Annotated in this window: 13 protein-coding genes; 5 read left to right on the plus strand and 8 right to left on the minus strand. The window is 68.4% G+C overall.

Annotated features, from left to right (window positions below; all coding sequences use genetic code 11):
• Positions 1-91: 91 nt before the first annotated feature.
• Both Q9Q40_10210 and Q9Q40_10215 read left to right on the plus strand, forming a co-directional pair.
• A complete protein-coding gene (locus Q9Q40_10210) occupies positions 92-427 on the plus strand; it encodes a hypothetical protein (protein MDQ7007595.1) in 336 nt (111 codons plus the stop codon).
• A gap of 108 nt (positions 428-535) precedes the next feature.
• A complete protein-coding gene (locus Q9Q40_10215) occupies positions 536-2,932 on the plus strand; it encodes a M14 family zinc carboxypeptidase (GenBank protein MDQ7007596.1) in 2,397 nt (798 codons plus the stop codon).
• Here Q9Q40_10215 and Q9Q40_10220 read toward each other — a convergent pair whose 3' ends face one another.
• The 8 genes from Q9Q40_10220 to Q9Q40_10255 form a co-directional block, all read right to left on the minus strand.
• Complete coding sequence (locus tag Q9Q40_10220; protein ID MDQ7007597.1) at positions 2,933-3,730, minus strand: MBL fold metallo-hydrolase; 798 nt, start codon at positions 3,728-3,730, stop codon at positions 2,933-2,935. It abuts the gene before it with no gap.
• A 2-nt stretch (positions 3,731-3,732) separates the two neighbouring features.
• Positions 3,733-4,740, minus strand: a complete 1,008-nt coding sequence (moaA, locus tag Q9Q40_10225) for a GTP 3',8-cyclase MoaA (GenBank protein MDQ7007598.1) — start codon at positions 4,738-4,740, stop codon at positions 3,733-3,735.
• A gap of 35 nt (positions 4,741-4,775) precedes the next feature.
• Positions 4,776-5,555, minus strand: a complete 780-nt coding sequence (locus tag Q9Q40_10230) for a hypothetical protein (protein MDQ7007599.1) — start codon at positions 5,553-5,555, stop codon at positions 4,776-4,778.
• A 115-nt stretch (positions 5,556-5,670) separates the two neighbouring features.
• Positions 5,671-6,411, minus strand: coding sequence for an outer membrane beta-barrel protein (locus tag Q9Q40_10235; protein ID MDQ7007600.1), 741 nt, complete (start codon positions 6,409-6,411; stop codon positions 5,671-5,673).
• Between the two features lie 216 nt (positions 6,412-6,627).
• On the minus strand, positions 6,628-8,559 hold the full coding sequence (locus Q9Q40_10240; protein ID MDQ7007601.1) for a bifunctional homocysteine S-methyltransferase/methylenetetrahydrofolate reductase: 1,932 nt from the start codon (positions 8,557-8,559) through the stop codon (positions 6,628-6,630).
• A 70-nt stretch (positions 8,560-8,629) separates the two neighbouring features.
• Complete coding sequence (locus tag Q9Q40_10245; protein ID MDQ7007602.1) at positions 8,630-9,277, minus strand: OmpA family protein; 648 nt, start codon at positions 9,275-9,277, stop codon at positions 8,630-8,632.
• Between the two features lie 209 nt (positions 9,278-9,486).
• Positions 9,487-10,440 (minus strand): VWA domain-containing protein, encoded by a 954-nt coding sequence (locus Q9Q40_10250; GenBank protein MDQ7007603.1) that lies wholly within the window; start codon positions 10,438-10,440, stop codon positions 9,487-9,489.
• 53 nt (positions 10,441-10,493) lie between these two features.
• Positions 10,494-12,278 (minus strand): long-chain fatty acid--CoA ligase, encoded by a 1,785-nt coding sequence (locus tag Q9Q40_10255; GenBank protein MDQ7007604.1) that lies wholly within the window; start codon positions 12,276-12,278, stop codon positions 10,494-10,496.
• A gap of 184 nt (positions 12,279-12,462) precedes the next feature.
• On the opposite strand from Q9Q40_10255, the gene Q9Q40_10260 reads away from it, so the two are divergent.
• Genes Q9Q40_10260 through Q9Q40_10270 form a run of 3 tightly spaced genes read left to right on the plus strand, consistent with a single transcriptional unit; the run spans position 12,463 to position 16,628 of the window.
• Complete coding sequence (locus tag Q9Q40_10260; GenBank protein MDQ7007605.1) at positions 12,463-12,870, plus strand: tetratricopeptide repeat protein; 408 nt, start codon at positions 12,463-12,465, stop codon at positions 12,868-12,870.
• A complete protein-coding gene (locus tag Q9Q40_10265) occupies positions 12,867-13,541 on the plus strand; it encodes a hypothetical protein (GenBank protein MDQ7007606.1) in 675 nt (224 codons plus the stop codon). Before Q9Q40_10260 ends, Q9Q40_10265 begins: the two co-directional genes overlap by 4 nt.
• 24 nt (positions 13,542-13,565) lie before the next feature.
• Positions 13,566-16,628, plus strand: a complete 3,063-nt coding sequence (locus tag Q9Q40_10270) for a hypothetical protein (protein ID MDQ7007607.1) — start codon at positions 13,566-13,568, stop codon at positions 16,626-16,628.
• Positions 16,629-16,635 lie beyond the last annotated feature (7 nt).

Consider the following 16,635-nt stretch of genomic DNA (forward strand, 5'->3'; position numbering starts at 1 on the left):
TTCCGCCCGCCGCTGCCTTCGGCGCCCCGCCTTCCATGCTCAGATGGGCCCGTCCTCCAGCACAGTGCCACGAGGAGAAAGGAGCCCCAACATGCCGTCTGTCGTTCTGTTCCTCGCCGTCGCATCGCTCTCGCCCCTGCCCCCGCTCCCCTCGGCCGCCCCGCCCCGCCCTGTGGACGAGGTTCCCGTCCCGCCTGCGCCGGGCGGCTCCCAGCCCTTCGCTCTCGAATGGACATGTACCTGTCGCTGCGGAGAGGTCTTCACCCCCGTCAAGACCTCCGGCGCATGCGAAGACCTCGAAGGCCAGGAGTGCGTGACCCGGGAGGGCCAACTGGCCAGCCTCGAGAGCTGCGACATGCGCTTCATCGCCCCCGACAAGACGATCCAGCTCGAACCCGGACTGACCCCGATCGACCCGGCGGAGTGACCGGCGCGGCGGGCGGGAATCTCTGGTCGTACACTTCCAGGACGGCCCCGCGCCGGAGGTCGCTCTCCGCCGCGGGGCCGACCCTCCGCCTGGAACCCGGAGAAGCCCATGCGTCTTCCGACAGCTTGCGTCGCCCTGCTCGTCCTCCTGTCGACCCCGTCCGCTCCCCGCGGACTGGGCCCCGCTACTCCCCGGCCGACCGGGCCCGACTCCCGGGCGGTCTACCGCCTGGCCCGGCTCGACCCCGCCGCAGAAAACCACTACGCCACCCTGATCCGGCTGGGCCTGATCCTCGAACGCCTTCCCGACGGAAGCCTGCTGGCCTATCTCTCCCCGGCCGAAGAACGCAAGCTCGCGGCGATGGGGATCGGGTGGAGGGAAATCCGGGAGCCCGATCGCCCCACCGGCACCGACGCGGCCGGCTATCACGACTACGATCAGCTCACGGCGGCCCTGCAGCAGGTGGCCGCCGACCATCCGGAGATCACCCGTCTCATCTCGGCCGGACAGACGGTCGAAGGTCGTGAGCTGTGGTGGCTGTTGATCACCGACAACCCCGACACCGAAGAGGACGAACCCGGCTTCAAGTACATCTCCACCATGCACGGGGACGAACCCGTCGGCACGGAATTGCTCCTGCGGCTGATCGATCGGCTCACCGACGGCTACGGAACCGACCCCCAGGCCACGCGTATCGTCGACGAAGTGGAAACCTGGATCATGCCGATGATGAATCCCGACGGCCATACGGCCGGTCAGCGCTTCAACTCCCGGGGGGTCGATCTCAATCGCAACTTTCCCGATCGCATCGACGACCCGCAGGACGTCCCCGACGGCCGGGAGCCCGAAACGCAGGCCCTGATGGCCTGGCAGGACGACCACACCACGGTGCTCTCCGCCAACTTCCACACGGGAGCGCTGGTCGTCAACTACCCCTACGACAACAACGAGACCCACTCGAACACCTACACCGCCACCGCCGACGATGACACGATGGTGGACCTCTCGGTGGACTACTCGGAAGACAACCCGCCGATGTACGGCTCGAGCCGCTTCGACCGGGGCATCACCAACGGCGCCGACTGGTATGCCGTGTCCGGCGGTATGCAGGACTGGAACTACGTCTATCGCGGCGACATGCAGGTCACCATCGAACTCGACGACCAGAAGTGGCCCCCCGCCAGCCGACTCGACGGCCTGTGGAACGACAACCGCGACTCGATGCTCTCGTACCTGCTGCGTGCCCTGACCGGCGTCCGGGGCCGTGTCACGGACGCTGAAACCGGTGCGCCCCTCGCCGCGCGACTGCAAATCGAGGGGCGGGACTCGCACTTCTACACCGACCCGGAGGTGGGGGACTACCACCGTCCCCTCCCCGCCGGGGACTTCACCTTGCTGGTCGAGGCTCCGGGCTACGCTTCCGCCCGGCAGAGCTTTTCCGTCACCGACCCGCGGGCCGACGCCGTGCGGGTGGACCTGGCCCTGACGCCCCTCGACACCCGCCTCGAACACGCGGGCCACCGCCTGGCGGAGGACAGCGACGGCGACGGCCACCTGGAGGCCGGGGAAGCCGGGCGCCTGGCGGTGACCCTGCGCAATGCCGGCCGCGCCGCCACGAACGTCTCGGGGACCCTGCTGCCCCTCAGCGCATGGGGCTCGAGCAGCGAAGGCGGCTTCTGGCCCGACCTGGGCGCAGGAGCGGAAGCCGAGAGCCTGCCGCCCCACCCCGCCATTGCCGCGGCGGCCGACACCCCGCCGGGGCACAAGCTGGCCTTCGCGGTGCAATGGAGCACGGCCGAAGGGGACCAGGGCACCACCGACGCCTTCTTCGTCCCCGTGGGAGCCCCCACCACCGAACAGTATCCGGCGGGCGGCCTGCCCCTTCCGATCCAGGATCACTCCCTGACCTCCAGTTCCCTGGACGTGACCGGCGACCGGGAAATCGAAGAGGTCAACGTCCGGGTGGACCTGACCCACACCTACATCGGCGATCTGACCGTCACCCTGGTCGCCCCGGACGGCACACGCGTCCGCTTGCACGACGCCTCCGGGGGCGCCACCGCCGACATCCACACCTGGTACGACACCGAGACCCCCAGCGTGGACGACCTGGGCCGACTTGCGGGCAAGGCCAGCGGGGGCACCTGGACCCTGGAAGTCGAAGACAACGCCACCGGCGACGAGGGCACTCTCGACGCCTGGACTCTGGAGGTGATCTCACGGCCCTTCGAGGATCCCATCGCCGAAGTGCTGTTGCGCCACGTGAGCGGCACGGCGGGGGGCTCGGTGCGAGTCGAGTGGTGGCCCGTGGGCGGCGCCACCAGCTACCACGTCTACCGCAGCGACGATCCCTCCAGCGCCATCGCCTTCGTCGAGGCCACCGGAGAAGATCCGGACCCCACTGATACAAGTTTCACCGACTCCGACCCTCGCTCTTTTCTCTGCTGGATCATCAGCGCCGAGGGGCACACCGGTGAAGGCCTGTGGGGCCACTTCGACCGCTGATCAGCCGCCCCCGGCATCCTCGTCCCAGGCCAGCACCAGGCCGTCCTCGGCGAAGCGGATCCGCGCTCTCGAGCCGGAAGCCCGGATCGCCTCGGCGAGCAGTCGCTGCCGCGCCCCGCGAACCTCGGCCGAGAGGTGCGTGAAGAGCAGCTCGGTGGCATCCACCCGGGCCAGGCGCCCCCGCCACTCCTCCCACGAGCAGTGTCCCGGCGTGCCGGCCGTCAATGCCGTGCACTCCGCCACCAGGCAGACGGCGCCCCGGGCCGCCTCGAAGATCGCCTCGACCATGGCCGTATCGCCGGTGAAGGCCACCGCGCCCTCCCCCGGCGATGTGATGCGCAACAGCAGCGCCCGGCCCGGCTCGCCGCCGTGCTCGGCGCGCCAGGTCTCCACCACCAGCGATCCCACGGCGGCGCGGCCCCGGGAGGGCAAGTCGATGAAATGCAGCGGAAAAGGCAGCCGGGTGTCGATCACGTCGCCATAGGCGGCCCGGCAAACGGCTTCCACCCGGACGCGGCAATCGGCGGGTCCCGCGATCACCAGCGGGCGGGAACGGGAATGGTTGAAGGCCAGATCGATCAGGAGGAAGGGCAAACCGCCGATGTGGTCGCCGTGGAAGTGGGTCAGCACCACCGCTTCGAGCCGGGAGGGATCGAGGCCCGCGCGGCCCAGGCCCATCAGCGCCGTGGCGCCGAAATCCACCATCACGGTGCCGGCGGCGGTCTCGAGCCAGTAGCAGGCGTGTCCGCGACCGGCGGCGTTGTAGGCATCAGCCGAGCCAACGACCACCAGGCGCACCGTCAGCCTCCGATATGAGACATCTCGACCCGGGGCTCGTCACCGCCGCCTTCGCTGCGCAGCTCCGAGTAGCGGTCGGCCCGCCCGCCCCAACAGCTCCGCACCAGGGCCTCGAGTGCCTCCCGGCCGGCCCCCTGCCGCAGGGGGGAGCGCAGATCCAGCCCCGTCGCGGCGAACAGGCAGAGGAAGAGCCGACCTTCGGGAGAGAGCCGGGCGCGGGTGCACCCCCGGCAGAAGGGCTGGCTGACCGAGGAGATCACGCCGATCTCGCCGCTGCCGTCCTTCAACCGCCAGCGTCGGGCCACGCGCCCCAGTTCGGGCTCCTCGACCGCTTCGAGGGGGAAGACCCGATCGATGCGTTCGACGATTTCCTCCGAAGGCACGACCCGACCGAGGGCCCAGCCATGGGAACGCCCGGCGTCCATGTACTCGATGAAACGGACGATGACCCCCTTTCCCCGGAAGTGCCGCACCATGGGCAGGACCTGGTCGTCGTTGACGCCCCTGCGCACGACCACGTTGACCTTCACCGGCGCCAACCCCTCCGCCCGCGCCACGTCGATACCCTCGAGCACGCGCTCGACGGGAACCGAGCTGTCACTGATCAGGCGGAAGGAAGTCGCCTCGATGGAGTCCAGGCTGACGGTCACCCGGTCCAGCCCGGCCGCCTTGAGCGCGGCGGCTCGTTCACCGAGCAACACACCGTTGGTGGTCAGGGTCAGATCGTCCAGGCCCTCCATCCCTGCCAGGAGCCGAACCAGGACCGGCAGATCGCGCCGTAACAGGGGTTCACCGCCGGTCAGCCGCACCTTGCGCACACCGAGACCGACGAAGACCTGGACCAGACGCTGGATCTCCTCGTAGGTCAACACCTCGCTGCGATCGAGAAAGCGGTATGCACGCCCAAAGACTTCCCGCGGCATGCAATAACGGCAGCGGAAGTTGCAGCGGTCCGTCACGGAGACCCGCAGATCCCGCAAGGGACGGCGTAGCTGATCGACGATGGCCATGGGCGCCGATTGTAGCCGAAGCCCCCGAGCCGGGCCTACTCGCGCCGGGGCGCGATCTCGAGCACCGGCCGGGTCCCGGCAGCCTGGCGCAGCCTGGCGAGCCGCTGGTCCATCCAGGCGGTCCCCACCGGCAGAGAAGAGGCCAGGGCCGTCCAACCCAGGGCCCGACGGGCGAAGACCATCGCCACCCGGTCCCCTTCGTGAAACAGCCGGGTGGCTCCCCGGGGCAAACCGAAGGTGTAGCGCTCCCCCTCGCCGGGGACCTGCACCGTCACCCGGGGGGCGGCGACCCGGACGACCTGGAAGCGACCTTCCACCCCTTCCCCCAGGCTGGTCAACCAGGGAGCCGCCGCGCTTTCGAGGGCCCCCTGAAGGGCGGCAAAGCGCCGGTAGACGGGGGCCTGCTCGACGAGCACCGGCTCGAGGGAAGGCGCCCCCCGGCCTCCGGGCACCTTCTTCTCCGCCAACCACCGGACGAGGCGGCGCACCTCCGCCGGAATGAACTCGATCAGCATGGAGGAAAGGCAGCAGGAGTAGGGCAGCAACTCCAGGCAGACGCCCAGGCCCGGGGCCAGCAGCGCCGACGGGGGCGCTCCCCCCATCCACCGGCCCTGGGCGCCAAGCCAGCGGCCGGCCCCGGGGATCAGGTCGGCGTTCTCCTCGCTGAAGAACGACGCCAGGACCTCGAGGGTCATCTCGCAGCCGACCAGATCGTCTCGCGCGGCGTCCCGCCGCCGGTGGTCCAGGTAGTCACCCAGCACTTCGGCCAGGGTGGGTGAAGCCGCCATCGATCCGCCGTCGAGTCCCCGCAACATCTTCGAACCCTCCTTTTCGCACACCAGGGTAGGGGGTCCGGGGGGCATGCGGGGCGGGCCGGCACCGGGCCCTTCCCGCACCGTGGACACGAAGGCGCAAGCTCCGGTTCGACCCTCAGAACCTCCAGGCCAGGCCGAAGCTCAGGTCGCGGCCCGACAGGTCGAGGGTGCCCAGACCGTCGAAGTCGTCGGCCAGTTCGTCGGAGGCGTCGTGCCAGCGACTCTCCACGAACAGGGAGGTCATCTCCGAGATGCGAAAGTCGACCCCGGCCGCCAGGTAGTAGCCCACCGTGGTGCCATCGGACTCGAAGGCGTCGAAGACCAGCTCGTCGTCGGCGGGAGTCGGCCCGAAGACGATGAAATCGCCCACCTCCCGGTAGCGCCAGAAATAGAGGCCGGCACCGGCGCCCAGGTAGGGCCTGAGGGCCCGATCCCGCCCGCCCAGGTAATAGTGCAGGCCGACGGTCATGGGAGAGATCCGCAGGTTCGACCGGTGGCGAATGTCGCCGCCGAACTCGTCGACGTAGTCCAGGTAGGCCTGGCTCTGGCTGCCCTCGAAGGTCCCCACCGAAAACACCACTGTGCTCGTCGGGCCCAGCGCCCATTCGAGGTCGGCCGCCAAGGACGTGTCCTCGAATCCATCCGCGCTTCCCGTGAACACCAGGGCGTTGTCGTCGAAAAACTCCGACTCTCCGTCCGGGGTGAAGACTCCCACGTGCAGCCTGGCCCCCATGCGGAAGTCCTGGGCGCGGCCGCCGCGGCCGTAGTGGCGGGGCCCACCGGCCAGCGCCGGTGCCGAAAACGCCAAGAGGGCCAGGCTCATGCCGGCCACGATCCACTTCCTTTTCATCTTCATCGCTACGTCTCCTGTACGGGACGGGTCGGGTCGCGTCCGGCCCCTGTCCCCGAGTGGGCGTAGAGCAACGCCTGTGCCAGGACCGGCGACCTCGCGAAAAAGTGCATCAACTTGCGCTGGACCAATGCATTACGGCAACGCCCCCCGGCGCCGGGCGGAAGTCCGGCGCCCCGACCGACCTCGACGGGGGACAGCCGTCGCCTTGCAGGGAGGACGTCAGTCTCGGTAACGCTTCCCCTCGGCTCCCCCCTTGATGCCAGGGCGCCCCGGGAAGTCCCGGCGCACGGTGACGACCGAATCCAGTACCGGGGCGACGACATCCAGGCTCCCCGGCTGGAGGGCCCCCTGGCCACAGACGAACACACCTTCCACGTGATCCCGGACCTGCCCGAGAATCTCCCGGGCGATGGCCAACCCCTCCTGGGCCTCCGTTCCTTTTCGGGCGGCCGCGGCCATTCTCTCGAGCACCGGTTCGGGAACCGTGACCCCCGGCACCTCGGCGGCCAGGTACTCCGCATCCCGCAGGCTGGTCAGGACCCACAGGCCGGCGATCATGGGAATCCGCACGGGGGCGACGGCCTCGAGAAACGAGATCAGCTCTTCCGGGTCGAAGACCGGCGAAGTCAGAGCGAATTCCGCCCCGGCGTCGACCTTCCACTCGAAGCGCCTGACTTCTTCTTTTCGTGCGACCAGCCCGAGGGTGGCCAGCACCGCCGGAAAGAACGCGGTGGGAGATCCGATGGGCGTGTCTCCCACATCGAGGCCGTGGTTGAGCCGGAAGACCATGTTCGTCAGCCCGATGGCATCCACGTCGAAAACCGTCGAAGACCAGCTCATGGCCCCGGGGCGGGGCGCGTTGCCCGTGACGAGAAAAAGGTTACGCAAACCCAGGGCATGGGTGCCGAGCAGGTCGGACTGCATGCCGAGCAGATTGCGATCGCGGCAGGTGTACTGCAAGACCGGTTCGGCCTTCGCGCCGCGGGCCTGGATTTCCTCGTGGACGAGACGGGCCATGGCCATCGGACTGAGTCGAACCGAGACCCGCGGGTCATCCGGCACCACCACACCATCGACTCCCGCGTCCAGCCAGGGACCGAGCAGCGTCAACACGGGCCGCGCCTCCCAGCCGTGGGGTGGCGGCATCTCCACCAGAGTCACGAAACGCCCATCGGCGATCCGACGGGCCAGGCGCGATTTTTCCCGCCGGGGGACGGGTTCGCGGGGAACGACCTTGGGGGCCCGAACCACCACCTTGGGGACCACCTCTCCGGCGGGATCCTGACCGAGGGCCTCGCTCATGGCCTGGACGTGCTCGGGGGTCACCCCGCAGCAGCCACCGATCACCTTCGCGCCCAGGCGGCGGAAACGCCGGGCGTAGCGCCCCATGTAGGTGGGCGAGGTGAGGTAGATCATCCGTCCCTCCACCGGGCGGGGAATCCCGGCGTTGGGCATCGCCGCCAGGGGAGTACTGCTGCTTGCCGCGAGGGTCTCGAGCACGGGCAGCATGGAAGCCGGACCGACGGAACAGTTGATACCGATCACCTCGGCCTGGGTCGCCTCGAGTTTCTGGACCATCCACTCGGGGGGCACACCCTCGGGGGTCCGCCCCTCCTCGTCCACCGTCATCATGGCGACCACGGGCAGGTCGCCCACCTCCCGCGCGGCCCGCACCGCGGCCTGGATCTCCACCAGGTCGGTGAAGGTCTCGAAGACCACCAGGTCGATGCCGCCGTCCATCAGCCCGGAAATCTGCTCCTTGAAAAGCTCCACCGCCTCATCGACGGTGGTCGGCCCCCAGGGCTCGAGACGAATCCCCAGGGGACCGACAGCCCCGGCCACGTGAGCCCGGTGCCCCACGGCCTCCCGGGCCAGGCGCGCGGCGGCGGCGTTGATCTCGTGCACCCGGTCGCCCAGGCCATGAGGTTCGAGCCGGGGCCGGGAAGCCGCGAAGGAGTTGGTCTCCACGGCCTGGGCCCCGGCCTGGAGAAAGCGCCGGTGCACCGCCTCGACGACACCTGGGCGCACCAGGTTCAGTTCCTCGTAGCACTTGTTGAGGAACACCCCCTGGGCGTAGAGCTCCGTACCCATGCCGCCGTCGAAGAGCAGGCACTCGCCCCGGGCCAGCCGTTCTCGGAAAGAGATATCCATCAGGGCTAGATATAACACGACCGCCCGAACCCCATGGGTCCAGGGCGGTCGTTCGGCACTTCGCGCACCCTTATTCGAGGACGAGAATCTCGACCCGGCGGTTGGCCGCACGGCCCTCGCGGGTGGAGTTGTCCGCCACCGGACGGGACTCGCCGTAGGAAATCACGCTCATCAGGTTGAGCGGGATCCCCTGCTCGTGCAGGTAGTCGCGCACCACCTCGGCCCGCTTGAGCCCGAGAGCGTGGTTGTAGGACTCGCCGCCGGAGCTGTCCGTGTGTCCCTGGATCTCGATGAAGACCATCCGGTCGTAGCCCTTGAGCCGGGAGACCAGGTTGTCGAGCGCCGCGGCGCCGGCCGGGGTGACTTCAGCGTCGTCCACGCCGAAGAGTACGTCCCGGTTGGTCAGCGTCACCTGCCAGATCACCTTGCCCCTGGCGGCCTTGGCGGCCTGCTCGGCCTTCTCCATGGCGGCCTGGCTGGCCTGCTGGGCCTGGCCCACCTTGCCATCGACAGCGGAGACCTTCTGCTCGATCTCCTGGTCTTTTCGACTCAGTTGGTCGATCTTGGCACTGTTCTCCTCGACACCCCCCTGGACGTCATCGAGGCGGGAGGTCACGTCGGACACGGCGGTCTCGAACTTCTTGTTGGAGACGCAGCCGGCGGCCAATAGGAGCGCCAATCCGACGGCAAGCACGAAACTCGCCCTGTACTTCATCATCTCATTCCTCCACTCGGAGCGGGTTCCACGGGCAGGGAACCGCTGGACTGCCGAGGTTCGCAAAAGGGTTGGTCGTATCGGCGCCCGGCAAGATGCCGGCAGGCCAACCGGACCTGCCGGCACACGCTCTTCCGGGACCCGGCGCGGGATTATACCCCCCATCCCGCTTCCCGTCGGCAAGTGCTGGAAAATCTGCACTTGCCCGCCCCTCAACGGTAGCCCCGACGGGCCAGGACCCGCGCCCCACGCCGATGGACACGGACCTCGATCCGGTGGGCGCCCTGCCGGCGACCGGGAGCCGGCCGGAAGGCGAGGCGGTACTGGTGCCGCAGGTCGTCCCGGATTTGCCGCGCCGCGGCACGGGCGCGGGAAAGCTCCTCTTCGCCGCCGATCAGGAAAAAACGCCCCCCCGTCAGTCGGGCCACTTCCCGCAATCCTGCGAGAGGGTTTTGCGGATTCCGGCGGGCCTGGATTTCGCGGGCCGGGCCGCCGAGGGCCAGGACGTAGACCGGGGCCGCCACCTCCAGGGCCGCCGCCGCCGCCTGGGCCGGGGCCAGGCGACTGGCGTTGTCCAGCCCGTCGCTGACGAGGACGATGGCCTGGCGCTCGAGGGGGGAAGGAGCCAGCAGCGCCGCGGCGGCCGCCAGCGCGTCGGCCAGGGCCGTCCGACCTCGCCGCTGGATGGACAGCGCCTCGGAAAGCAGGCTCAGGGGACGGGCACTCCACGAACCGTGAACCTGGACCCCCCGGTCGGCGAAGCTGACCAGCCGCACCCGGTCCCGCCGCCGTACCTGCCGCATCAGGGGCAGCAGGGCGGCCCGGATGGCGGCAGTGCGGGACCGGTCCGCCATCGAACCGGAGACATCGAGCAGCAGCACCAGGCGGAACGGAGCGGCGAGTTCTTCGCCGAACCAGGCCAGGGGCCGGGGCTGCCCATCGTCGAAGAGCTGGAAGTCCTCCCGCTCCAGGCCCGTCAGAGGCCGCGATCGGCGATCGACCACCACCGCGGTGACCATCACCAGCTCCACTTCGACCTCGTCGGTGTGAGAGGCGGCCATCACGAGCTGGAACTCCTCGTCGCTGAGACGAGCGCCGCCGGAGGCCACCCGCTGCATCAGGCGGCGCGCACGCTCCTGGTCCACGGGCTCTTCGCCGCCGAACACGGCCGCACCCCCACACAGCGCGACCGCCAGAAGAAAGCACGCGGCCCGGCGGGTCACTTGTGGTACATGCCCTCGATCAGGTCGGCGTAGCGGGCGCAGACCTGGCGGCGACGGACTTTCTGGGTCGGCGTGAGCAGACCGTTCTCCTCGGTGAGCTCCTCGGGCAGGAAGGCGAACTGGTGGGCCTTCTCGTAGGCGGCCAGGTGGGCCTGCCGGCTGTTGATTTCCCTCCGAAAGAGGTCACGGACCTCCGGTCGCTGGAGCAGGGACTCGGGACTATCCCAGGCCAGTCCCTGTTCGCCGGCCCATGCCTCGAGCCGCTCCAGGTTGGCTCGCAGCAGTACGCCGATGGAGGGGCGATCGTCTCCCACGGCGATCACCTGGGTGACGAAAGGGCTTTTTTCCAGCACGGCTTCCACCGCCCGGGGGCCGACGTTCTTGCCGGTAGAGAGGACGATGATCTCCTTCTTCCGCCCGGTCAGCGTCAGGTAGCCCTCGTCGTCCACGCGCCCCAGGTCGCCGGTGTAGAGCCACTCACCGCGCAGAACCTCTTCGGTCTCCTCGCGCCGGTTCCAGTAGCCCTGCATGATGTTCGGCCCGCGGGCCACCACCTCCCCGTCGTCGGCCAGGCGCAGCTCCACGCCCTCGAAGGCCCGGCCCACGGTACCCAGGCGCACATGACCGGGAGTGTTGGCGGTGAGTACCGGAGACGTCTCGGTCAAGCCGTAACCTTCGTAGACCTCGATACCCACGCCCCAGAAGAAATGGCCGACGTGGACCGGCATCGCGGCGCCGCCGGAGATCACGAAGCGCAGGCGCCCGCCGAGCTTCTCCCGGATCTTGCTCAGCACGACGCGATCGGCCATCTTCCAGCGCAGCCCCTTGAGCGGACCGGGACGCCGCCCCGCCATGTGAGCCTCGGCGCAGGCATCGGCCCAGCGCAGGGCCTTGCCGGCCAGGATCCGCCGGGCGCCCCGGGCCTTGCCCACCTGCTCCATCACGCCGTCGTAGGCCCGTTCGAGCAGGCGCGGCACGGTCGCGAAGACGTGGGGCCGAACCTCCCTGAGGGCATCGGCCACCCGTTCGAGGCGCCGTACGTGGGCGAGGGTCGCCCCCTTCTCCAGGTAGACGTAGGTCACCATGCGCTCGAGGACATGGGACAGGGGAAGAAAGGAAAGGGCCAGATCACCGTCCTCGAATGAAAAGGCCGCCGCCGCCGCGGCCACATTGCTGCAGAAGTTCTTGTGGGTCAGCATCACGCCCTTCGGTGTGCCCGTCGTCCCGGAGGTGTAGATCAGCGTGGCCAGATCGTCGGGCGCGAGGGAGGCCAGCCGCTCCTCGAGAACCCCCGGATGCTCCTGGAGGTATTTGCGGCCCCGTTCCCGCAGATGGGCCAGGGACTCGGTCCCCGCGACGCCCTCCTCCATGGAGTAGACCTTTTCGACCTGCCCGAGCCGGTCCCTCTCGTCGTGGACCTTTTTGGCCTGCTGGGCGCTGGAGACGATAACGAAGCGGGCCCCGGCATCGGCGATGATGTAGCGCGCCTGGTCCGCAGGCAGAGTCGGATAGACCGGTACGTCCACCCCGCGACAGAAATGGGTCGCCACGTCGGAAAGAACCCATTCCCAACGGTTCTCCGAGATCAGGGCCACGCGATCGCCGGGCTCGAGGCCGTCGGCGATCAGGCCGCCGGCGATCTCGTGAACCGCCTCGAGGGCCTGGCGGGAAGACAGCGGCTCCCAATCGCCTCCCTTCTGCCGCGTGAGGAACATCCGCTCCCGCGGATAGCTCTTGACCGAAGCGAGGAAGAGGGCGGGCAGGCTACGTCGGATCTCCATAGGTCTCTCTCCCGGCGGTTCCGCCTCCCCAGGGCCGGCCGCGGCGACGGGTGTCGAGGCTCCCACCCCGCGGCCGATCCCGCGGTGGGAGCAGAGCATACGATCATTCGACCCCTCGATGTAAGTGACCCGTCAAGATGATGAGCCGCCCACTGGGAGCGGGGTATACTCCCCGGAGGTTCCCATGTCGATCTCTCGCTCCGCATCGCCCTTTTTCCGGCGCCTGACGGTGGCCGCCCTGGCCGCGATCCTGGCCTTCGGCCTGGGCCTGGGGCCCGCCCTGGCCCGCAAGAAGCCCCGCCGGCGCACCGATCCCCGCGCCGAGCTCCGCTTCGCCGCCGAGATGGCCCGGCAGGGGCTGTGGAGGGAGGCCCTGTTTCGCTGGGAAAAGGTGGCCAGGATACGACCCGATGACGGGCGCATCTGGAACAACATCGCCGTCGCCCGGGAAGCCCTCGGCGATCGTGACGGCGCCCGGGAAGCCTACGACAGGGCCCTCGAACTGGGCCCCGAGCAGAACATCGCCGCCAACCGCGCGCTCTTTCTCCGTCGCGGGAAGCAGCAGACCGGCCCCGGCGGGAAGGCGCCATGAACCGCGTCCCGCGCCCAGTCCTGGCCCTGGCCCTGGCAGCAGGCGCCGTGGGGCCTTGCCTGGCCGGCTGGGACCGGGTCCCGGTGGAGGTCATACTCCCACCGAAGATCGAAACCACCCCCGGTGAACGCGTGCTGGTCACCCTGGCCCGGGCCGATGAACACCCTCTGTTCAACATCGGCCGGGAGGTCACCCGCTGGCTGCGCCGGGAGATCGCCCGCGGTACCGCGCTCGAGGTGCTCGACGTTACCCCGCCGCAGATTCCCGAACAGCGGCCCGAGAAACTGGCCGTCAACGACGTGTTCTGGAAGCGGCTGGGCCAGGACTTCGACGCGGACCTGGTCGTCGCTGCCATCGCCGACTTCCGCATCGAGGACCGCTCGGGCTTCGTCACCGAAGATTACGTCTCCGACCTCACGGGCCAGACCGTACGCCGCACCGTCTTCCGGGACCGCACCGGCTACGGGCTCCGCCTGCAGGTCTTCTTCCTCAAGGGTGACAACGGCGCCCTGCTGCACATGGATACCTGGCAGGAAGAACGGGTGCTCGAGGGCAACGAAAGAGAAGACCTGCACGTCCTCTTCCAGTTGCTCGACATGTTCAAGGACGATCTGTTGGGGACCCTGGTGGCCAGCCCGATTGCCGAACCCCGCTTCATCTGGGTCGAGTAGGCCGACCCCAACCCTGGAGGCGCTGTGCGAAAGCCGATCACTCTCGTCCTCTTCCTCCTCGCCGGTATCGTCGCCGGCGGCGCCCCGGCCCGGGCCCAGAGCTTTGGCAAGAACAAGGTCAACTACGAGAGTCACGAGTGGAAGATCTACCGCTCGCCCCACTATGACGTGCACTACTATTTCGACGACGACCTCCTGCTCGAAGAGATCGTCTCGGAAGCCGAGTCCGGCTACGTCGAACTCAGCCAGCGCCTGGACCACGAGATCCGCCAGCGGATCCCGATGGTGCTCTACGCGACCCACGCAGCCTTCCAGCGCACCAACATCCAACCCACCGAGCTGCCCCCCGGCGTGGGCGCCTTCGCCGAACCCTTCATGTTCCGCCTCGTGCTTCCGGTCGACACGCCGCCCGATCAACGCTACAAGGTGATGCGCCACGAAATCGTGCACATCTTTCAGTTCGACATCCTCTTCGGCGGCTCGCTCCAGCGCACGGTGCGAGGGTTCCCGCCCCTGTGGTTCATGGAGGGCATGGCGAGCTACCTGGCCGACGACGAAGACACCATGGACCAGATGGTGATCCGCGACGCCGTAGTCAACAATCTCCTGCCTTCGATCGACGAAATGAGCCGCTACGGCTTCCTGACCTACCGCTACGGCCACGCCGTCTTCGACTTCATCGAACAGGAATGGGGTGACGAGGGGCTGCGCTCCCTGCTCTTCGAGGTGAAAAAGGCGCTGCTGGCCAACAACGTGGACAAGGCCTTGCGTGACGCCTTTGGTATCGATGTTCAGACTTTCGACCGGCGCTTCGCCCGTTACCTGCGCCGCCGCTACCTGCCGATCCTGACCCGCAAGCGATCTCCGGACGAGTACGGCAAGGAGATCGGCCTTCGGCGCCCCGAGCGCTTCACCTTTTCGCCGGCCCTGAGCCCCTCGGGCGACCTGGTGGCGGCCATCGGCACGCCGGGCCTCGAAGCCGACCTGCTGATCTTCTCGGCCAAGGACGGCAAGCTGATCCGCAACCTGACGCGCGGCTTCACGACCCGCTGGGACTACCTCTCCGCAGACATCTTCCAGGGCAAGCGGGAAGTGAGCTGGTCCCCCCTCGGCGACGAGGTGGCCGTCTTCGCGGCCAAGGAAGACCACCGTGTCCTGCTGATCTTCGACCCCCTCACCGGACGGCGCCTCGAGCAGATCCCGTTCAAGGAGATCGCCGCCACCGCCTCGCCGGCCTACTCACCGGACGGGCAGTGGATCGCCTTCTCCGGCAATCGGGACGGCCAGTGGGACATCTTCCGCTACAACCTGGAAACCGGGGCCATCGAAAACCTCACCCGCGATCCCTACGTCGATTCCAACCCCACCTGGTCGGCGGACGGCAAGCAGGTGCTCTACAACCGCCGGATCGGCGGCTTCGAGAAGATCTTCGTGGTCGAGGTCGGCGCCCCCGAAAGGAAGACCCAGCTCACGGTCGGAGCGGCCTCCGACCTGCAACCGATTTTTTCCGCCGATGGCAAGTACGTCTACTTCTCGTCGGACCGGGGTGCCTACGGCGTCTTCAACATTCACCGGATGGAACTGGCGACGGCCCGGATCGAGCGGCTGACCGACCTGGTCGGCGGCGCTTTCGCCCCGGTGGAAATGCCTCCCGGAAAGGAGGGCGCGCCCCGCCTGACCTACAGCGCCTTCTATTCCGGCACGTTCCGGCTCTTCCAGCTGGACCTGGCCGACGAAGACGTGGCCCATGCCCGCCTTGCCGGCGAGCGGGCCCCGCAGACCTCTCCCCTGGCCCCCTCCCGCCGCGCTGTGGAGCGAGAAAAACTCGAGCTGCTCAAGCAGGGACTCGGCGAGGAAGAGATCGAGGAACGCATGCGGGACAAGCTCGCCGCCGCGGCCGACGCGGATGCCGACGCCGACCTGGTGCCTTTCGCACCGCCCCTCGAGCTGACTCTCGACGCCGGGAGCAAGCAACCCTACCAGAGGACATGGAAGCTGGACCGTCCCACCCTGGGCGTCGGGCTGACCGACAACGGAGTCATCCTGGCCAATTTCGCCCTGCGCTGGAGCGACATGCTGGGAGATCGCCAGATCTTCCTCGCGGCCAACAGCTACGACGGCTTCACCGACACCACGGTGGGTTACCTGAACATGGCCGGGCGCATGAACTGGGGCGCCGTGCTGCGCGATTTCCGCGACTACTACGTAACCAACGACCCCCTCGGAGTCGCCGACCGATTGCAGCGCCGCCAGCGCTTCACATCAGCCTCGGCCTTCGCCAGCTACCCCTTCAGCCGCTACCTGCGCGTCGACGGCAGCATCTCCTACACCCAGAGCCGCATCTCCTATCCCCAGCAGAGCCTTCTCTCGCCGACGGTCACGTTCGTCCGGTTTTCCGACGACTACCCCACCCTGACCGTGGACCTGGTGGGCGATACGACCCGCTACCAGCGCTTCGGCCCCTACCAGGGGCACCGTTTCCGCCTGGGAGTCAGCCGCCTGGAGTTCATCTCCGGGGACCGGGACGGGCAGTCGATCAACAATTTCCACCTCGATTACCGGGCCTACAAGAAGGTCACCCGCCGCTCCGTGCTGGCCCTCTGGCTCTACGGCATCCTGCAGGACGGCGAGCGGGGCAACCTCTATTCCATGGGCGGCATCAACCAGTTGCGGGGCTTTGCCTTCCGTGACTTCGTGGGCGAGAACGTGGCGCTGGTCAACCTGGAGTTCCGCTTTCCCCTGATCGACGCCCTGCGCTGGGGTTTCGGCGGCATCTCCGGCCCGATACGCGGGACCCTCTTCGTCTCCGCCGGATCCGCCTGGTTCGAGGACGAACTGGTCCTCGATTTCTTCGACCCCACCGCGACGCCCGAGCGCACCCGGGCCGTCTTCGATCGCCGCATCGGCGGCCTGCGTAAGTTCCGCAGCCGGGTGGACGGCTTTCTGGTGGATATCCACGTCTCCGCCGGGTATGCCGTGACCCTCAACTTCCTCGGCCTGCCCCTCACCTGGTCCTACGCCAAGATCTGGGATGGTAAAGAATTCGGCCCCAAGCGCACCGATTTCTTCATCACTTTCGACTGGTAGGCCGCCA

It is taken from the genome of Acidobacteriota bacterium (assembly GCA_030949985.1).
In the GTDB taxonomy this organism is placed as follows: domain Bacteria; phylum Acidobacteriota; class Polarisedimenticolia; order J045; family J045; genus JALTMS01.